This is a genomic window from Vibrio sp. R10-SF1-ISO8, from assembly GCF_059833805.1.
On sequence record NZ_JCBDHL010000010.1, the window covers coordinates 159,971 to 177,938 of the forward strand.

The window sequence follows — 17,968 nt, forward strand, 5'->3', positions numbered from 1 at the left end:
ACTCTCATTTGGCGCATGCTTACACTATTGTGTTTCACTTGGTTGGTTGGCTGTGCGTCGGTGGATCCAAGCACGCTGCCTGAAAAAGCCACCTCCACTCATTTGGGTTACCAACAGAGTAGCCCACTCGCCAAATACTTTGAGTTTGATAAGCACCCCGATCCTTCCCTGACTGGATTTTTACCCTTAGATCAAGGCGAGGACGCTCTTCTAGCCCGCCTTGCCTTGATTGAATCGGCACAAAGTTCGCTTGATTTACAGTACTACATCTATCGTAATGACGAGACAAGCCAACTCCTGACTTGGCGACTCTACGAGGCAGCGGAGCGTGGGGTTAGGGTCCGCTTGCTCCTCGATGATATGCAGGATAGAGGTGACAATAAACTTGCCGTACTCAATGCCCACCCAATCATAGAGATTCGCCTGTTTAACCCTCACCACTATCGAAGTGCCCGAATAATAGCGATGGCAAGTGACTTCCAAAGACTAAATCGGCGCATGCACAACAAGTCTTTCACCGCTGACAGCGTTGCTTCTATTGTTGGGGGTCGTAACATAGGCAATGAGTACTTTTCATTTGAGTCTAATGTCGAGTTTGGTGATTTCGATGTGCTTTTATATGGTAAAGCTGTTGAACAAACCGCCGAGCAGTTTGACCTCTATTGGAACAGCCTCTACGCCATTCCAATGGAGTGGATCGTTGAAAATGCAGAACACCCAAATGAGAGCGCTATTGAACAAGAAGTCGCGGAAAGAAAACTCGGCGAAAAGTTCTCCGAAGGACAATACGACTTCACTGAGTTAGACCTCTACGAGCAGCTAGTCGCAGGTGATTTGGATATGTATTGGGGAGAAGGTGTTGTTTGGTATGACTTACCTGACAAAGTCGCCACACAGCAGAGTCAACTGGTTGATAATTTAAGTGAACTGCTAGCAGATATTGACTCCTCAATTGTACTGATTTCTCCTTATTTCGTTCCTACCGAATCTGGAACAACCGCTTTGGTAGAAGCGGCTCAACGAGGAATAGACGTTACCGTTGTGACTAACAGTCTCGCCTCAAACGATGTGTTTGCCGTTCATGGCTGGTATGCGAAATACCGTGAAGCGCTCGTCAAAGGTGGGGTAGAACTATGGGAAACCAAAGCCAGTGCAGATCTAGCAAGTAAATGGAGTGTAACAGGCAGCAGTCGTTCAAGTTTGCACGCCAAGATGATGTTCATCGATGGAAACACTCTATTTGTTGGATCTATGAACTGGGACCCTCGCTCTGCTTACCTCAACACAGAAATGGCAGTGGTTATAGAACAAAAGCGCTTTGTTGAAGAATCTCTCGAAGAGCTACCAAAAAGCTTAGAGAAAAATGCCTATCAAATAGTCATTCAAGACGGTGACATTGCGTGGAAAGATCTCTCTTCTGGGAAATTGTTAACCTCTGAACCAGACGCCAGTATTTGGCGAAAAATGGGCGCTTGGGTTTCAGGGTTGCTGCCAATTGAAGAACAACTCTAGCCCTATGATTTCATGTTAAAAACTGCATAAGCCTCGACTATATATGCAGTTTTTAACACCTCATACCAGTATATGCATTTAGATTCTCAAGTAATGAGAAATCTGTATATATTAACGGGCAGTCTTTTCCTTGTTACAAAATATAACTTATAGATAATTCCGTTAATCATACTGGTTAAAAACCTGTTAAATGACATAAAATTCTAGTGATGAATGTCACATCTATAAATCTAGTCAGTTATTTTGCTTTTTGATTTTTCGATCTGCCTGCTAACCTCCTGCTCGCCTTGAAGTGAACTCAAGGTGCATAACTATAAGGAGTGTTCACTATGAATACCAAGAAACCGATGTCGCTAACCAGCCGCGTAATTCTAGGTATGGTTGCGGGTATCTTGACAGGATTTGCGATTCGCAGTCTCTTTGCTGACAACGGATTTGTCGATGCATATATTGTAAATGGATTATTTGAAGTCGGCGGCCAGATCTTTGTCGCTAGCTTGAAAATGCTTGTTGTCCCACTAGTCTTCGTTTCACTAGTTTGCGGTACAAGCTCTCTGAAAGACCTTTCTACACTGGGTCGTATGGGTGGTAAAACACTCGCGTTTTATGTTGCAACCACAGCCGTTGCCATCACTCTTGCCCTAACCATGGGTAACCTTTTCCAGCCGGGCGCTGGTGCAGACTTAACTGCCGCAAGCTCGTTTAAATCGGCGGAAGCACCCTCTCTTGGTCAGGTGATCATTGATATGTTCCCGACCAACCCAATTAGCGCAATGGCAGAAGGTAAAACCCTTCAAGTTATCGTCTTTGCTGTGCTTTTTGGTATTGCAATCAGCGCTGCGGGTAAACCGGGCGAGCGTATTGCTTCTTTCTTCTCAGATCTCAATGAAGTGATCATGAAGCTTGTTGCTATCCTAATGAACCTTGCGCCATACGGTGTGTTCTTCTTGATGGCGAAGCTATTCACTGGCTTAGGTCTTGGCGCTATCGTCAATCTAGCGGAGTACTTCCTTGTACTAGCAGGAACGCTATTGCTGCACGGTCTGGTGACTTACAGTGTGATGCTAAAAGGCTTTACGGGCCTTAGCCCAATTACCTTCTTGAAGAAGATGGAAGATGCGATCATGTTTGCTTTCTCTACGGCTTCTTCAAATGCGACGATTCCAGTCACAATGGAAACAGCGAAGAACCGTATGGGTGTAGAAAACCGTGTCTCTTCATTCACTGTGCCATTGGGCGCAACAGTGAATATGGACGGTACGGCAATCATGCAAGGCGTCGCGACCGCGTTCATTGCTCAAGCATTCAACATTGATCTGACTATGGGTGATTACCTAATGGTGATCATGACGGCAACTCTGGCATCAATTGGTACAGCGGGTGTTCCGGGTGTTGGCCTTGTCATGTTAGCGATGGTGCTTAACCAAGTCGGTCTACCGCTTGAAGGTATCGCTCTTATTATGGGTGTTGACCGTCTACTGGATATGATTCGTACTGCCGTAAACATAACAGGTGATAGTGCCGTGACCATCATCGTTGCTAAATCTGAAGGTGCACTAGATGAAGCTCGCTTCAATGACCCAATGGCAGGTGTCAAAGAAGAAGAAGTTCATTTAAAGCGCTCTGAAGCCTAAAATTCGGGTTCAAAACAAAAGCCCCAGATACAATGTCTGGGGCTTTTTCTATTTCGCTAACATGGCAACCTTTTTAAGGAAGCTATCTCTAAGGTGTTCTTGGTCATAATCGAGATGATAGGTATTGTGAAAGCCGATTTTTAGCTCAACACCATTACCTCGCATATATACATTGTAACCATCGTAATCAGAGAAGGCTTCGACACCTTCATAGATCTTACCATGCTCAGTTGGTGAGCCGTTCGCCATCACCGTTTCATAAGCTTGTAGGACCTTGGTTGGATCAAGTTCGTTCTTCATAGCTTACCTCCTTTCACTATCCAAACCTAGTTTAATGTTTGAATAGCGATCTACTAAAAAGTATGAACGGTGATCGAGGTTTTCGCCATCTCTAGTCTTGAGCCAAATCAAAACTCTAAACGTTATTACTTTCGCGAACTAGCTCTGCCAATGTTTTTAATCGTTGTTCGCTATTCTTAACATACGGGTTGTCTTGATCCCACGCATACCCCGCTAAGATAGCGCTGATCATTTGTTTGATACGGGGGTTAGGGTTCTGATAGAAGATGACATCTTGCAGAATACCGCTATACCAGCCTTCGACATAAGTTCGGAAAGTGTTTACACCAACCATTAACGGCTTAGCGTACTCGTCATCCCAATCCACTTCTTGCCCATTTAGCTGTTTCACCACGCACTCGGCGGCATACTGGGCCGACTTCATCGCAATGGTCACACCGGATGAAAATACCGGATCAAGAAACTCTCCTGCATTGCCTAGCAGAGCGTAGTGCTTGGTCGCGAGCTGTTTTACGTTCGCTGAGTAGCCGCCTAGCTCTCCCGCAGGGTTTGGATATTTTGCATTGGCAAGCAATCGGGCTAAACCAGATTCTTCGCTCGCTAGTTGCTTAATGGCGGCAATTTTATCTTCCGGGTAGCGATCAAAGAACTCAGGTTCCCCCACCACACCAAATGAACACACGCCATTGGAAAAAGGAATCAACCAGTACCAGACATCGTGATTTTCAGGGTGCACGGAAATTAGAATCTTGTTGCGGTCGTACTCTAACGCTTGCGGGTCAATGTTATCAACGACATGAGTGAAGATAGCTTTGCGTGGCGGAAGACAAGACGGCTCTTCAAGGTCGAGCATTCTTGGTAAAACTCGCCCGAAACCACTCGCATCCAACACATAGTCTGCTTCTATTTGGTAGCTCTCACCCTGCTCATCTTTGACTGTCAGCAAAGAGCGTTCACCAACAAACTCAAGTTCAGTTAACTCATGTTGATATCGAATTTCTACCCCTTGAATCTCAGCACTATCGGCGAGGACTTTATCGAAGTTACCTCGCTGAACTTGGAACGTAGTCCCTGGTCCTGAAGTAAATTTATCTGTGAAATCAAACTGGGTGTATACGCCATTGCGTCTAAACGCTGCGCCATCTTTGTACTGAAAACCGTATTGATTAACCGCATCAAGCATACCGGCTTGTTCTACTACTTCCATACACGCGGGAAGTAGGCTTTCTCCGATAGAAAAACGCGGGAACAGCGCCTTTTCAATAACAATAACGTTTATGTCCTGCGCGTTTAACAACGCAGAAACAGTAGAACCTGAAGGCCCTGCACCAACAACAACGACTTGGGTAATTTCTTTTTTCATAATTTTTATTGTGATTTTAGCTTGAGCAGCGTATGGCCAAGGCCAATATTATCGGTTCTTTCTTCAACGGCTAATCCTGCTGCTTCAATGATCTCTAAGAAATCGTCGCTACGATAGAAACGGCTATTGCCATTGGCTAGGCAGGTGAAGTAGAGAGAAGTGGCATTCAAACTGAAAGAAGCGGCGTCATACTTTTGCGCATCCCAAAACAACTCAAGAATGTAAATAGAGTCGCCTTCACGAAGCTGACCTTTGACTTTCTTGAGGATATTAAGAATTTCCATTGGCGAGAAGCAATCTAAGAACTGGCTCATCCACCAAACATCGGCGCTTTCTGGCAGTACTTGCTGCTTATCGAGCATATTGGCAGGGTGTGGATGAACTCGACTTGCAAAGCCCTGATCTTTGGCATTTTTCATCGCCATCTCAAGCTGTTGAGGTAAATCAACAATGGTGATCTCAACATCTGGGTTGTAGTTACAGCATTGCATTGCCCACTTACCCGTGTTGCCACCGATATCAACCAGTGTTTTCGGTTGGCTTTTAAAAACTTCTTTGAGCAGAACCGGGAACGAACGGTCAGAATAAAAGTGGTCAAACTTAAACCAGCTCTCTTTTGCTTGCTCTGGCAGAGTCGACAAACCTTGATAAATGGTTTCCCAGTCACCAAGCTCCTTCAAGCCAGCTGGTTTGCCTTCAACTATCGCTTCGGTGAGGTGCATCATCGCCGCGTAACAAACATCAGCAGTAAAATCCATGTTGGCATTGGTCATGCCATCATGGAGGATAAAGAAGCCTAAGTTTGCTAGGCAATAGTTAGGTTTTTCCCACAACACGATATTGGCACTGATCGCCATATCAAGCAGCACTTTAACGCCATACTCAGATACCTGAGTTTGCTGAGCAATTTCAGCCGCATTTAAGCCTTTTTCACCTGCTTTATCTAGAGCAGACAAAATACCTAAATCACGTAAAGTGCGCGCTGTTTGGAACACAATTGGCGCAAATGATAGCTTTTGAGCTTCTGTTTTTGCTTCTAGAGCATTAAACGGGTCTTTGTTTTCTTGTACCACGAAAAACCTAACTATAAGTTAATTAAATGATTATTGTGCAGACGCTGTAAGCGCTAGCTGCTTCTTAATATCTACGTTTAAGTTGTTAATCCAACGATTGTAGTTACGGTGAATTTTGCCATCACCTGCTTTCAAGTTTTCTGAGTTGAGATAAATAATTGAATAAAACTTGTCGTTATATGGAATTTTTACTTCCGCATAATGCGAGCGAACGTGTAATTTCGCATTCAGCTCATTTTCAGAAACTTCATCTACGATCCAACCGCGGTTCATGGCAGCTTGCATAATCGCCATCTTAACTTGTTTACTTTGAAGATTATAAGCAACTGGAGTATCCTCAACGTTCATTACTGGCTGAACGCGACCACAACCGACAAGTAGCAATGCGAGCAATACTGAGCTGAGTAACTTTAGTGGTGACATATTAATAATTCCTTATTAGGTGTTTAGTCTTTAATAGTATTTCGCTGTAAAAACGACAATTCAATATCTTATGCTAAATTCAGATATCAACATCTCATTTAACATCGACGCGTGGCTCGCGCATTCTAACGGATTCTCAGTGTCTCAAAACTGGGAAAGTTGGGCAAATAGCTTACAGTGGCCTGAAGAGGACAAATTAATTACCTCTGCGATTCCACCCATGATGCGCCGTAGAATGAGTAATCTGAGCAAGCTTGCCGTTCAAACGACCATTGAACTTCTCAATGAGCACGAGGTCGATTACCTGGTCTTCGCCAGTCGTCATGGAGAACTGCACCGCAGTGTTAAACTTGTCGACGATATCTTAAATGGTGAAGAAGCTTCTCCGATGGCGTTTTCTCAGTCGGTACACAATACTGCGGCAGGTCTTGCCACCATCGCGACCAAAAAACCTATTCCTCTTACTTCTATTGCTGCTTCAGAAAACACCTTCCAAAGCGCAATTCTCGAAGCCTGGTTGTATTTAAACGAACATCCAGATAGCAAAGTATTGGTTGTCGATTTCGATGAGCCACTACCTGAGGCCTACAAAAAGTATGAAGACCTGAGCTATCGCGGTTACGGCTTAGGACTTGTTGTTTCAAATGGCAACGGCTTCTCGTTATCGCAACATCAAACTAACGAGACACCAACCCGAACTCTGCCCCAAGGATTAGAATTCATTCGTCATTTCTTGTCTAATCAAAGCCAATGGAAAATTGAATCCCCACAACAGACATGGACTTGGCAGAGAAATTAATGAAAACATTCGATCAACATTGGCGTGTTTTCGCGACGGGATTCTGCTTCTCTGTTTTTGGCCTTGGCGGCTTAACACTGAGTTTTATCGTTATCCCCGCGATTCATCTACTAACCAAAGATCAAACGGTTCGAGAGTATCGCGTTCAAGGTGCCATTCAGCGTTCATTCAATCTGTTTTGTAAACTGATGAAGTTCACTGGTGCCATTGATTACAAAATTGTCGGCGCTGAGCTTCTGCAACAGGACAAAAACTGCTTAATCGTTGCCAACCATCCAAGCCTTATTGACTATGTTCTAATTGCATCGCAATTGAAACGATGTGACTGCTTAGTTAAATCTGCCATTTGGGCCAACCCATTTATGAAGCATATTGTTAAGGCGGCGGGTTACATTCCAAATGAAACGCCTGATGACTTACTGGCAATATGCGAAAAACGTTTTGAACAAGGCAACGTACTGCTCGTCTTCCCAGAGGGCACCCGAACCACACCCGGTGTTGAATCGAAACTACAGCGAGGCTCAGCGCAAATCGCTGTGCGCACTGAGCGAGATTTACGCGTAATTCACATTAGCGTTTCTCCGAGCTTTCTCACAAAAGAGACAAAATGGTATCAAGTTCCCCCTACCAAGCCTTTTTTCCTTGTTGAAGTTAAGGATAAAGTTGAGGTTAAACCATTTATAGAGCAAACTACGTCCCCAACAATTGCCGCTCGCCGTTTGCAGCAGCATTTATCAGAGACGATCTTTCCAGAAAATGACTAGTGACAAGTAGGCCCAAGTGGAAAAACTACACAACGAAATAAAACAACTTATAATTGATGCACTAAATCTAGAAGATTTAACCATTGATGATATTGAGACAGACGCTCCACTGTTTGGTGATGGTCTTGGCCTAGACTCAATCGATGCGTTAGAACTAGGTTTAGCGATTAAGAAGAAATACAACATTGTCATCGATGCGGATGATTCAAATACTCGCGAGCACTTTGCTTCAGTGAGTAATTTAGCGAAGTATATTTCTTCACAGATCAGTGAATAATCCGTAGGTAACACCCATGACAGATGTAAATAAAGAACAGGTATTTGCTCAAGTAAAGGACGCACTTGAAGAGTTATTTGAGATTGATGCTGCGGATATCGTGCCTGAAGCGCACTTGTATCAAGATCTTGATTTAGACAGCATTGACGCTGTTGACCTAGTAGTTCACCTACAGAACGTAACAGGCAAAAAAATCAAACCCGCTGAGTTCAGTACTGTGCGTACTGTCGAAGACGTGGTTAACGCAGTGACTGAGCTTCTTAAGGAAGCCTAATGCGCCAATTGCTGACAGTTCTGTCTGCACTTGTCCTGCTCGCTTATCCATTCGCCGTTTACTTCGGCATAGATAAATACGGCCTTTCCATGGTGGGGATTCTATTGATCGCCGCCTTGGGAGCACGCCTCCTGTCCGTACATCGTACCAAACTAAAAGAACTCAAATACGTCGCGCAAGTTACCGCTGTTACGGGTATCTCACTCGTTGGATTAGGTATCCTGTTCAAACAACATGGCTGGTTGATGTTCTATCCCGTCGTTGTCAACTTATGTATGCTGGTTGTGTTTGCTTCTAGCTTGAAGCAGCCCCAGACTATCATAGAGCGCTTGGCACGCCTTCAAGAACCCGACCTACCTCAAAGCGGTGTTGATTACACGCGTAAAGTCACCATAGTTTGGTGCCTGTTCTTTGTTCTCAATGGTTTGACTGCCCTGTATACCTGTTTCCAACCTATCAAAGTTTGGACACTATACAACGGGCTGATCAGCTACATTCTTGCTGGCAGCTTGTTTGCAATTGAGTGGGTTGTGCGTCAGTTTATTCGTAAGGATCACTCATCAAAATGAACCTAGTTAACCCCGAATTTACTTCGCTTGCTTCGCTTATGAACGCATCGCGCTTGAGCACAAAGCCAGTGGCGTTCGAGTCAAACGAAACCATTACATGGGGTCAGTTCCAACAAGATGTGGCTGAATTTTCTCAGCAGCTATCGAAACATTCCGCAAAACGCGTCGCTCTGTGCTTTGGTAACAGCTATCTATTTGCGGTCAGTTTCTTTGCCAGTTGTTATGCTAGTAAAGCAATCATCCTACCGGGTAATTACCAAACTCAAGCCGTGGCGGAGCTTAATGGCCATTTCGATCTCGTTATCCATGATAAGCAAGTCGTGGTAGCGAACGAACTGAAAGCACTAAAGCTCAATCACAATACACACGAGACGATCAAAGAAGTTTCCTTTGACGCGTTATCACTCGAACAGATCTCGATAACCTTGTTCACTTCCGGCTCTAGCGGCAAAGCGAAAGCGATCAATAAAACGCTTTTACAGCTTGCAACTGAAATTGAAATATTAGAGTCACTGTGGGGACCAACCTTGGTAGATACACGTATCGAAAGTACCGTGTCCCACCAACACATCTATGGCTTACTGTTCCGCCTGTTATGGCCTTTGTGTGCAGGCAGACCGTTTGCCCAATTCAATCTTGAGTTTCCAGAACAAATTGTTCACCATGCGGATGACAATACTGCCTTGGTTAGCAGCCCTGCCTTGCTTAAGCGTTTGACAGAAGAGCATAACAGCTCACCACTACGCTGTGTGTTCTCCTCGGGCGGTCCATTGCCCTTAAGTGCAGCCAAACACAGCAATGCGTTATTTACTCATTTTCCTATTGAAGTCTTCGGTAGTACAGAAACCGGAGGGATTGCATTTAGACAACAGCAAGTGGCAACGACACCTTGGCAGTTGTTTCCAAGTGTAGAAGCAGAGCTAAATAGCGAAAATTGTCTAAGACTGCGCGCTCCGCACATTGCAGGTGATGAGTGGTATCAGACAGCGGATGAATGCCATTTCCATGATAAGGTGACCTTTGACCTAAAAGGGCGTACTGACCGAGTCGTGAAAATTGAGGAAAAACGTATTTCTTTGGTTGAGGTGGAAAAACGTTTGGAACAATTAGATTGCATTGAAGAAAGCGCGGTCATTCCAATGCAAGATGGGAACCGTTTAACACTTTGCACAGTCATAGTATTAACCAACGCAGGCCAGCAAGAGGTGGAGCGACTTGGTAAAGGAAAGTTCTGGCTCTCTTTACGTAAAAGTCTACGCGACTGGCTAGAGCCTATCGCGATTCCAAGAAAGTATCGCGTGCTAGCTGAAATTCCGCTTAACAGTCAAGGTAAGCGACAAGTCGCTGAAATTGAAAAGCTATTCCAAGATTAAAAGAACATGGATAAAAGAAAACCAACGATAATAGATGTAAAGACAATAGATTCAGAAACGACTTTAACTTTTAAAGTGGATGCTGACATATTGGATTTTCGTGGTCACTTTACTGATTTCCCGCTGCTGCCGGGTGTCAGCCAAATCGATTGGGCGCTGTATTATGCCGTTGAACAGCTAAGCACTCCGCCAACCTTTAAAGGCATGGAAGTGATCAAGTTCCAAGAGCCTATCCTGCCAGACATGACTGTTAACCTTGCGCTGAGCTGGGATGGAGCAAAGCAAAAGCTCGCCTTCAAGTACAGTTCACAACAAGGTGAGAGATTGGTCATCCACTCTTCAGGTAAAATGAAGTTAGGTCAGTAACGTGGAAAATTACCAACCTTGTTTCCTTATCCCTTGCTATAACCATGGCAGCACAATCGCTGCTGTGGTGTCATCGCTCGAACCTTTTTCATTACCTTTTATTGTGGTGGATGACGGCAGCAATAATGAAACTAAACAGGCACTTCAACAGATAGCCGAGCAAGACAATATTACTCTGGTCACGCTGTCCGAGAATTCGGGCAAAGGTGGCGCAGTCATGGCCGGTATTCGCAAAGCGAAAGCGCTTGGCTACAGTCATGTAGTACAGATTGATGCCGATGGGCAGCACGACGTAGAAGCGCTGCCTAATCTGCTAGCGTCTTCACAGCAAAACCCCAATCACCTCATTTCTGGTCAGCCCGTCTACGATGATAGCGTACCTAAATCGCGCTTATATGGTCGATACGCGACCCACGTTTGGGTCTGGATTGAAACATTGTCGTTTGCCATCAAAGACAGTATGTGTGGTTTTCGAGCCTATCCAGTAGCCAAAACCGTAGACGTGCTCGATAAGTACGACATTGGCACACGAATGGATTTCGATATCGAAATTCTTGTGCGTATGTATTGGGAAGGCGTCGAAATTGATTTTGTTGAAACTCGCGTTATCTACCCTGAAGGCGGCATCTCCCACTTTGATGCTCTGTGGGATAACGTTAAAATCAGTTGGATGCACACGCGACTTTTCTTCGCCATGTTGCCAAGAATCCCTCGTCTACTGGCGCGTAACCGTCGCAAGAACGCGGCCAATAAAGACGCACACTGGTCTAAACGACAAGAGCAAGGCACCATCTTTGGTATCAAACTGATGCTCGCGATCTACAGCTTGCTGGGGCGTAAAGTGTTCAACCTGATACTCAAGGTCGTCATGCGTTACTATCACCTAACTGGCAAAGAGGCGAAACAAGCTTCTGAGATCTATCTCAAGCAACTGAAAAGTTACGCTCAGCAGCACTCGCTCACTCTGCCCAATGGATTAGATAGCTATCAGCATTTGCTCTCATTTGGTCATACCATGCTGGATAAACTGGCCGCTTGGAAAGGTGACTTCAATGTCGATAATCTAACCATTCACGGTCAAGAACATTTCCAAGAGATGGTCGACAATAACCAAGGGGTACTTATCCTTGGTTCGCACTTAGGTAATATCGAGCTTTGCCGTGCGCTCGGCCGCCGGCATTCACACGTCAAAATTAACGCTCTTGTCTTTACCGAACATGCCGAGCGTTTCAACACCGTGATGAAGGCCGTTAACCCAAATTCTGAGTTAAATCTGATACAGGTGAGCTCGATGGGGCCGGATACCGCGATTTTACTCCAGCAGAAAATCGAGCAAGGAGAATGGGTGGTTATTGTCGGTGATCGCACCTCCACCAGCAAAGAAAGTCGCTCTGTATGGGCAGAATTTTTAGGTAAACCTGCCCCCTTCCCGCAAGGCCCATTTATGCTCGCTTCAGTACTCAAAGCGCCTGTTTACCTGTTATTTGGCTTAAGAGATGACTCAAGTGAGAAACCTCACTTTGACGTCTATTTCGAACCGTTTAGCGACAAGATCGTTCTTCCACGTAAAGAGCGTCAGCAAGCGCTAGAGAAAGTGGTGCAAGATTACGCTAATCGATTGCAACACTACACCCTGCAAGCACCCTTGCAGTGGTATAATTTTTTCAATTTTTGGACATTAAGTAATCAGAATGATGACAAAGCAAAACACTAACGCCATTAAGTTTGGCGCACAGGCCCTAACCATAGAAGATGTGGTGGCCATTGCCCAAGGTGCCAATGCTAGCCTCAACAATTCACCAGAGTTCACTGCAAAGATTGATCGCGGTGTCGCGTTTTTAGAACGCCTGCTGAAAGAAGAAGGCGTCATCTACGGTGTCACAACTGGCTACGGCGATTCTTGCACCGTTGCGATTCCGCCTAACCTTGTTGACGAACTGCCACTGCATTTAACTCGCTTCCACGGCTGTGGATTAGGTGAGGTGCTCTCTCATGAACAAGCAAGAGCAGTGCTTGCAACGCGACTTTGCTCATTAGCGCAAGGTGTGTCTGGCGTTACCCATGATCTGCTTAACCAAATCGTTACTCTGATCAATCAAGATATTGCTCCACGTATTCCTCAAGAGGGCTCTGTTGGCGCCAGTGGCGACCTTACTCCACTTTCTTATTTAGCTGCAGCATTAATTGGCGAACGTGATGTCCTTTACAAAGGTGAAGTTCGCCCTACCGCTGAGGTGTTTGCCGAACTTGGCATTGATCCTATTCATCTTAAGCCAAAAGAAGGTCTAGCCTTGATGAACGGTACATCCGTCATGACCGCTTTGGCTTGTCTTGCTTATAAACGCGCCGAGTACTTAGCGCAACTTTGCACCAAGATTACCGCCATGGTTTCTGTCGGCATGCATGGTAACGACTTCCACTTCGATGAAGCTCTGTTTGCGGTTAAACCTCACCCGGGTCAACAGCAGGTCGCAGCTTGGTTACGTGATGATCTAAAAGCGGATCGTCCACCGCGTAACAGTGACCGACTACAAGACCGATACTCACTGCGCTGTGCGCCGCATGTTATCGGGGTAGTACAAGACTCACTACCTTGGCTACGTTCAATGATTGAGAACGAGCTCAATAGTGCCAACGACAACCCAATAATCGATGGCGACAACGAACGCGTTCTGCATGGTGGTCACTTCTATGGCGGCCATATTGCGATGGCAATGGATACGCTAAAAACAGGTATCGCTAACTTAGCTGACTTGCTCGACCGCCAAATGGCGCAGCTAATGGATTACAAATTCAATAACGGCTTACCATTCAACTTAACGGGTGCCGAAGGCGAACGTAAACCAATTAACCATGGCTTCAAAGCGGTACAAATTGGCATCTCGGCTTGGACAGCAGAGGCGCTAAAACACACCATGCCAGCCAGTGTTTTCTCTCGCTCAACGGAATGTCATAACCAAGATAAAGTCAGCATGGGCACCATTGCAGCACGTGACTGTATTCGCGTATTAGAGCTGACTGAACAAGTTGCTGCCGCTTCGCTTTTGGCAAGTGTTCAAGCGGTAGAGATTCGTCGACGTCATAATGAGCTCGATGAGCACCACATGAGCGACAATCTAAAGATGATTCGCGATGCCGTACTTGGAGAATTTGAATTTGTCGCAGAAGATCGTCCATTAGAGAAAGATCTGCGCCACTTTATTTCACGTATTCAACAGCGTCACTGGTCTTTGTACTCGGAGTCATAATGGAGCAAGAGATCCTATTCCCGCTCGAATCTGAGGTGACAATAGTCACCTCTTTTCAAGATGCTGACCCAATGGGCGTCATCTATCACGGTAACTACTTCCGCTACTTTGAAGAAGCTCGTCGTGTGATGATGGATAAGATTGAGTACGGCTACCTAGCAATGAATGCCTCTGGCTATATGTGGCCTATCATAGGGACTCAAGTTAAGTACGTAAAAGCGATTCCATTTAACCACGAGATCCGCGTAGCCGCGAAACTCACCGAGTGGGAAAACCGACTGCGCGTCGATTACGTCATTTATGATGGCAAAACAGGACAGAGAATGTGTAAGGGCCACACAATGCAAGTCGCAGTGGCAATGGAAACGGAAGAGATGTGTTTTGCCTCACCTAAGGCGCTAACGGATAAAGTAGAATACTGGCACCAACACGGGAGAATTGCCGAATGAAAAAATGGCTGTTAATCGCCCTGCTTGCTGTCTCTCCATTTTCATCGGCTAAAGTCACTGATCTTGAGTCGCTGCAAGTTCAACTTGCACAGCATGAAATTGTTCGCGGAGACTTCACCCAACTGCGACACATCGAAATGTTCGAGCAACCTCTTAGCTCACAGGGCAATTTCACATTAAGCAAACAGCAAGGGTTACTTTGGCAGCAAACAGTCCCTTTTCCAGTTAATCTCGTTCTGACTGAAGATAAGCTGCGCCAAACTTTTGCAGGTCAAAAACCACAAACCGTCACCGCAAAAGACAACCCAATGGCCTTTTATTTCAGCCATGTGTTTTTGGCGGTTTTCCATGGTGATACGCAAGCGCTGCAGGAGCAGTTCGACATTGCTTTCAAGGTGACCTCCGGCGACTGGACGATAAAGCTGACGCCAAAACAAGCGCCATTAAATGCAGTATTCGAAACGATCACCCTAGTTGGAAGCCAGAACATTGATCAACTGACCTTAAAAGAAATTCGTGGTGATAAAACCGAGATTCTTTTCTCCAATCAAACTCATCAACCAGAGAGTCTAACGGATGCTGAACAAGCGCAATTCAGCTTCTAAGCTCCCTAACTCAGCAGAAGCAAAAACAACGAAAAAAATCGCACTCGCATGGCTAGGTTTGGTCATGCTGTTTATTGCTGTGCTCGCGAAACAATGGCTCTGGTCAGCCCAATCTCCGATAGAAACCAATATCCTCAAGCTGCTGCCTGTTAACCAGCAAGACCCTGTCGCAGAACAAGCCTTTGAATCGGTCTCTAGCAACCTAAGTGACAAAGTCGTGTTTGTTGTCACCGCCAACAAAGATGAGCATGCCTTCGCGGCGGCCAGCCAATTGGAACAAGATTTGACCCAAACAGGGCTGTTTGCCGAAGTCGTCGGTAAAGTAAGCGCAGCGCAACAAAGTCAGTGGGCGGCCTACTATTTTGATCACCGTTACCAACAACTGACAGCCGAGCAGCGTGATAGGTTAGCCAATCAACCTCAAGCTCAAGCTCAACATGTACTCCAGTCACTGTATAACCCGTTTTCTGGTGTAACAGGTCAAGAGCTCGCGAGCGATCCATTCCTCCTCTTTCGAGATTACCTTTCTCAATTAACTCAGTTGAGCTCGGCTTTTGTCCTTGACCAAGGTTTCCTCACTACAGAGTTTGAAGGGCAAAAATATATACTTGTCAGTGCGACACTCAATGACTCCCCTTATAGCTTAACGGCACAGCAAGGTGTCGCAGATATTGTTTCGATTGAGCACTCGCTAACCGAACAATTTGATGCCAATACCTTCCATACTGGAGTGTTGTTTTACGCCCAATTTGGTACTGAAAGTGCCAAATCCGAGATCAGTACCATCGGTTTATTCTCGCTATTAGGCGTCATCATTTTAATTGTTGGTGTTTTCCGCAGTGCAGCACCGTTATCACTTGCGCTTCTTTCTATTGGTGTGGGCCTTTTATCCGCATTAGCTCTAACAACCTGGATATTTGGCAGCGTGCATCTGTTTAGCTTGGTATTTGGAGCGAGCTTAATTGGCGTCTCCATCGATTATGCATTCCACTACCTAACCGAAAGACTGGCCGCAGGTCAAAAATGGGACAGCCGTAAAGGGCTAAAGCATATCTTTACCGCAATCACTATGGGGCTCATCACTAGCTTAGTCGGCTACCTAGGAATGCTGATTGCGCCTTTCCCGGGTCTACAACAACTAGCTCTGTTCTCTTCAATAGGTTTAATTGCCGCCTACGCCACCGTCGTTGCTTGGTATCCTGTGCTTGCCGTTAAGCCAAGTGCTGACAGAAAGCTTCCAGGGCAATGGTTCTGGCAACAGTGGCTCGCTGTGTGGACTAAACCTGCCATTAAGTACGGGCTACCTTTAACTTGCTTAATCGCAGCGATCTTACCTTTATCAAACTTGCACTATGATGACGATATCAGGCAGCTTCAAGCCATGCCTGAGAGTTTAAAACAGCAAGAAGAGTTCATTACCCAACTGAGTGGTCTGCAATCATCACAACAGATGTTGGTCGTAACTGCCGACAGCGATGAAGCGTTACTGCAAAGGCTTGAAGCTTTAGATACACAGCTAAAAGAATGGCAACGTGAAGGTAAAATCCAAGGTTATCAGAGCCTAAGCCAATACCTGAGTTCTACCGCTCGCCAAGAGCAAAACTATCAACTGATTCAAGATTTGTATCAGAAGCAAGGGACTCTTCTCCGTGATACGTTAAAGCTATCAGAAGTGCCTAATTTGTCTGCACCTTTGTCGCAGGTGACACTGCAAGAGTATCTTGAGCATACGGTTTCAGAGCCAGTGCGCTTTCTCTATATCGGCAAAATAGAAGATAAAGTCGCCGGGGTCGTTGTTCTCAATGAGCTCTCGCAACCAGAAGAGGTCAAGGCATTTGCCAATTTCCATAGTGATATTAGCTACCTCAATAAAGCCGAAGAAATCTCGGCTTTGTTTGCCGACTATAGAGTTAAAGTCATGGAACTGCTTATTGCGGCATTGACGGTAATTGCACTACTGCTGGTAAAACGTTATGGCTTCAAGCATTCAATCAAAATTTTGGCGCCTTCTTTGATTGCCTGCGTTGCCGGTTTAGCGACCGCTTCAGCCGTAGGTTCAACACTGAATCTGTTCAATTTACTCGCACTTATTCTCATTATTGGGATTGGCATCGACTACACTCTGTTTTTTGCTGAAAAAGCGCGTAGCCAAAGTACATTACTGGCAATTACGCTTTCGGCGATGACCACATTGCTCTCGTTTGGCTTGCTGTCCCTGAGCCAGACACACGCCATTCATAGTTTTGGTATCACAGTGTTGAGTGGTATTTTCGTTGCTTGGTTGCTGTCCCCTATGGCTATTGAAGAAAGGAAACCATCATGAAGTCACGTTTTCTATCCCAAACGCTATTAGCCACATTGCTTGGTGTGACTGTAAGTGCCTGTAGCTTAACTCCTCAATCAGCTACACCCGTTGTTCAGATTACTCAGCAGGAGCAAGTTAACTTACCAACACCAAGCGACTTAGGTTACTCCCTAACGGCTAGCCAGCTGATTGAAGCGACATGGAACAGCGATGAGCAAAAACGTACAGAGCAGCTGCCTGTTCAGCTGCAAGTGGGTAGCGACAAACTGGTTTTAGCTGGTTTTTCATCTTGGGGCACTCGAATATTATCGCTTAACTATCAAGATGATAAGATCACAACCGAGGTATTAAGTGGTCTGGGGGGCGTCTTACCTCCTCCAGAGCAGGTACTATTTAACCTGATGATCACGCTCTGGCCTGTTTCTGCTTGGGAAGGCCCATTAAATAAGGTAAGGTGGCAAATAATTGATAACTATAATACCCGAGCAATTTTCGATAATAGTGGTAAAAAGGTCATTGATATCCAATATAGCAACAAGGACAGGCTAAGCGGAGATATCGTTTTCCATCACTTAATCGACAACTACACTATTAAAATTAAAACACTGCAATTTAATAAAGTTTAGACAACACC

At 45.4% G+C, this 17,968-nt stretch carries 19 protein-coding genes; 15 read left to right on the forward strand and 4 right to left on the reverse strand.

Going from position 1 to position 17,968, the window contains the following annotated elements; genetic code table 11:
• The first annotated feature begins 15 nt into the window (after window positions 1–15).
• Together AC6R00_RS06310 and AC6R00_RS06315 are read left to right on the forward strand one after the other, a co-directional pair.
• Entirely contained in the window at window positions 16–1,512 is a 1,497-nt protein-coding gene (locus tag AC6R00_RS06310) for a phospholipase D family protein (protein WP_500640166.1), read from the forward strand.
• Between the two features lie 329 nt (window positions 1,513–1,841).
• Entirely contained in the window at window positions 1,842–3,146 is a 1,305-nt protein-coding gene (locus AC6R00_RS06315; RefSeq protein ID WP_500639720.1) for a dicarboxylate/amino acid:cation symporter, read from the forward strand.
• Window positions 3,147–3,194: 48 nt separating this feature from the next.
• Here the strand turns inward: AC6R00_RS06315 and AC6R00_RS06320 are convergent, their stop codons facing one another.
• The 4 genes from AC6R00_RS06320 to AC6R00_RS06335 all read right to left on the reverse strand — a co-directional run bounded on the left by AC6R00_RS06320 (window position 3,195) and on the right by AC6R00_RS06335 (window position 6,305).
• Complete coding sequence (locus AC6R00_RS06320) at window positions 3,195–3,446, reverse strand: DUF3081 domain-containing protein (protein WP_004744637.1); 252 nt, start codon at window positions 3,444–3,446, stop codon at window positions 3,195–3,197.
• Window positions 3,447–3,561: 115 nt separating this feature from the next.
• Window positions 3,562–4,809 carry an NAD(P)/FAD-dependent oxidoreductase gene (locus AC6R00_RS06325; RefSeq protein WP_500639721.1) on the reverse strand — a complete coding sequence of 416 codons (1,248 nt, stop codon included), beginning with the start codon at window positions 4,807–4,809 and terminating at the stop codon, window positions 3,562–3,564.
• A gap of 5 nt (window positions 4,810–4,814) precedes the next feature.
• Window positions 4,815–5,882, reverse strand: coding sequence for a methyltransferase (locus AC6R00_RS06330; protein WP_500639722.1), 1,068 nt, complete (start codon window positions 5,880–5,882; stop codon window positions 4,815–4,817).
• A 30-nt stretch (window positions 5,883–5,912) separates the two neighbouring features.
• Window positions 5,913–6,305: a hypothetical protein gene (locus AC6R00_RS06335; protein ID WP_171320570.1), complete on the reverse strand. Its 393-nt coding sequence runs from the start codon at window positions 6,303–6,305 to the stop codon at window positions 5,913–5,915.
• Window positions 6,306–6,375: 70 nt separating this feature from the next.
• Here AC6R00_RS06335 and AC6R00_RS06340 point away from each other — a divergent pair, with 70 nt between their 5' ends.
• From AC6R00_RS06340 to AC6R00_RS06400, 13 genes are read left to right on the forward strand one after another with little or no spacing between them, the layout of a single operon-like run.
• On the forward strand, window positions 6,376–7,104 hold the full coding sequence (locus AC6R00_RS06340) for a beta-ketoacyl synthase chain length factor (protein WP_500639723.1): 729 nt from the start codon (window positions 6,376–6,378) through the stop codon (window positions 7,102–7,104).
• Window positions 7,104–7,868 carry a lysophospholipid acyltransferase family protein gene (locus AC6R00_RS06345; protein WP_500639724.1) on the forward strand — a complete coding sequence of 255 codons (765 nt, stop codon included), beginning with the start codon at window positions 7,104–7,106 and terminating at the stop codon, window positions 7,866–7,868. The genes AC6R00_RS06340 and AC6R00_RS06345 overlap by 1 nt, the downstream gene beginning before the upstream one ends.
• 16 nt (window positions 7,869–7,884) lie before the next feature.
• Entirely contained in the window at window positions 7,885–8,145 is a 261-nt protein-coding gene (locus AC6R00_RS06350; protein WP_004744631.1) for a phosphopantetheine-binding protein, read from the forward strand.
• 16 nt (window positions 8,146–8,161) lie between these two features.
• Window positions 8,162–8,419: an acyl carrier protein gene (locus tag AC6R00_RS06355; protein WP_171320567.1), complete on the forward strand. Its 258-nt coding sequence runs from the start codon at window positions 8,162–8,164 to the stop codon at window positions 8,417–8,419.
• Window positions 8,419–8,988, forward strand: a complete 570-nt coding sequence (locus AC6R00_RS06360) for a COG4648 family protein (protein ID WP_500639725.1) — start codon at window positions 8,419–8,421, stop codon at window positions 8,986–8,988. Before AC6R00_RS06355 ends, AC6R00_RS06360 begins: the two co-directional genes overlap by 1 nt.
• Complete coding sequence (locus AC6R00_RS06365) at window positions 8,985–10,361, forward strand: AMP-binding protein (protein ID WP_500639726.1); 1,377 nt, start codon at window positions 8,985–8,987, stop codon at window positions 10,359–10,361. The genes AC6R00_RS06360 and AC6R00_RS06365 overlap by 4 nt, the downstream gene beginning before the upstream one ends.
• Window positions 10,362–10,367: 6 nt before the next feature.
• Window positions 10,368–10,727 (forward strand): ApeI family dehydratase, encoded by a 360-nt coding sequence (locus AC6R00_RS06370; protein WP_500639727.1) that lies wholly within the window; start codon window positions 10,368–10,370, stop codon window positions 10,725–10,727.
• Window position 10,728: 1 nt separating this feature from the next.
• The gene (locus AC6R00_RS06375) at window positions 10,729–12,441 is read left to right on the forward strand and encodes a glycosyltransferase family 2 protein (protein ID WP_500639728.1); all 1,713 of its coding nucleotides are present in this window, start codon (window positions 10,729–10,731) and stop codon (window positions 12,439–12,441) included.
• A complete protein-coding gene (locus AC6R00_RS06380) occupies window positions 12,422–13,975 on the forward strand; it encodes an HAL/PAL/TAL family ammonia-lyase (protein ID WP_004744625.1) in 1,554 nt (517 codons plus the stop codon). The genes AC6R00_RS06375 and AC6R00_RS06380 overlap by 20 nt, the downstream gene beginning before the upstream one ends.
• Entirely contained in the window at window positions 13,975–14,424 is a 450-nt protein-coding gene (locus AC6R00_RS06385) for an acyl-CoA thioesterase (RefSeq protein ID WP_500639729.1), read from the forward strand. The genes AC6R00_RS06380 and AC6R00_RS06385 overlap by 1 nt, the downstream gene beginning before the upstream one ends.
• Complete coding sequence (locus tag AC6R00_RS06390; RefSeq protein ID WP_500639730.1) at window positions 14,421–15,029, forward strand: LolA family protein; 609 nt, start codon at window positions 14,421–14,423, stop codon at window positions 15,027–15,029. The genes AC6R00_RS06385 and AC6R00_RS06390 overlap by 4 nt, the downstream gene beginning before the upstream one ends.
• A complete protein-coding gene (locus AC6R00_RS06395; RefSeq protein WP_500639731.1) occupies window positions 15,001–17,352 on the forward strand; it encodes an MMPL family transporter in 2,352 nt (783 codons plus the stop codon). Before AC6R00_RS06390 ends, AC6R00_RS06395 begins: the two co-directional genes overlap by 29 nt.
• Window positions 17,349–17,960 carry a DUF3261 domain-containing protein gene (locus tag AC6R00_RS06400; RefSeq protein WP_500639732.1) on the forward strand — a complete coding sequence of 204 codons (612 nt, stop codon included), beginning with the start codon at window positions 17,349–17,351 and terminating at the stop codon, window positions 17,958–17,960. The genes AC6R00_RS06395 and AC6R00_RS06400 overlap by 4 nt, the downstream gene beginning before the upstream one ends.
• Window positions 17,961–17,968 lie beyond the last annotated feature (8 nt).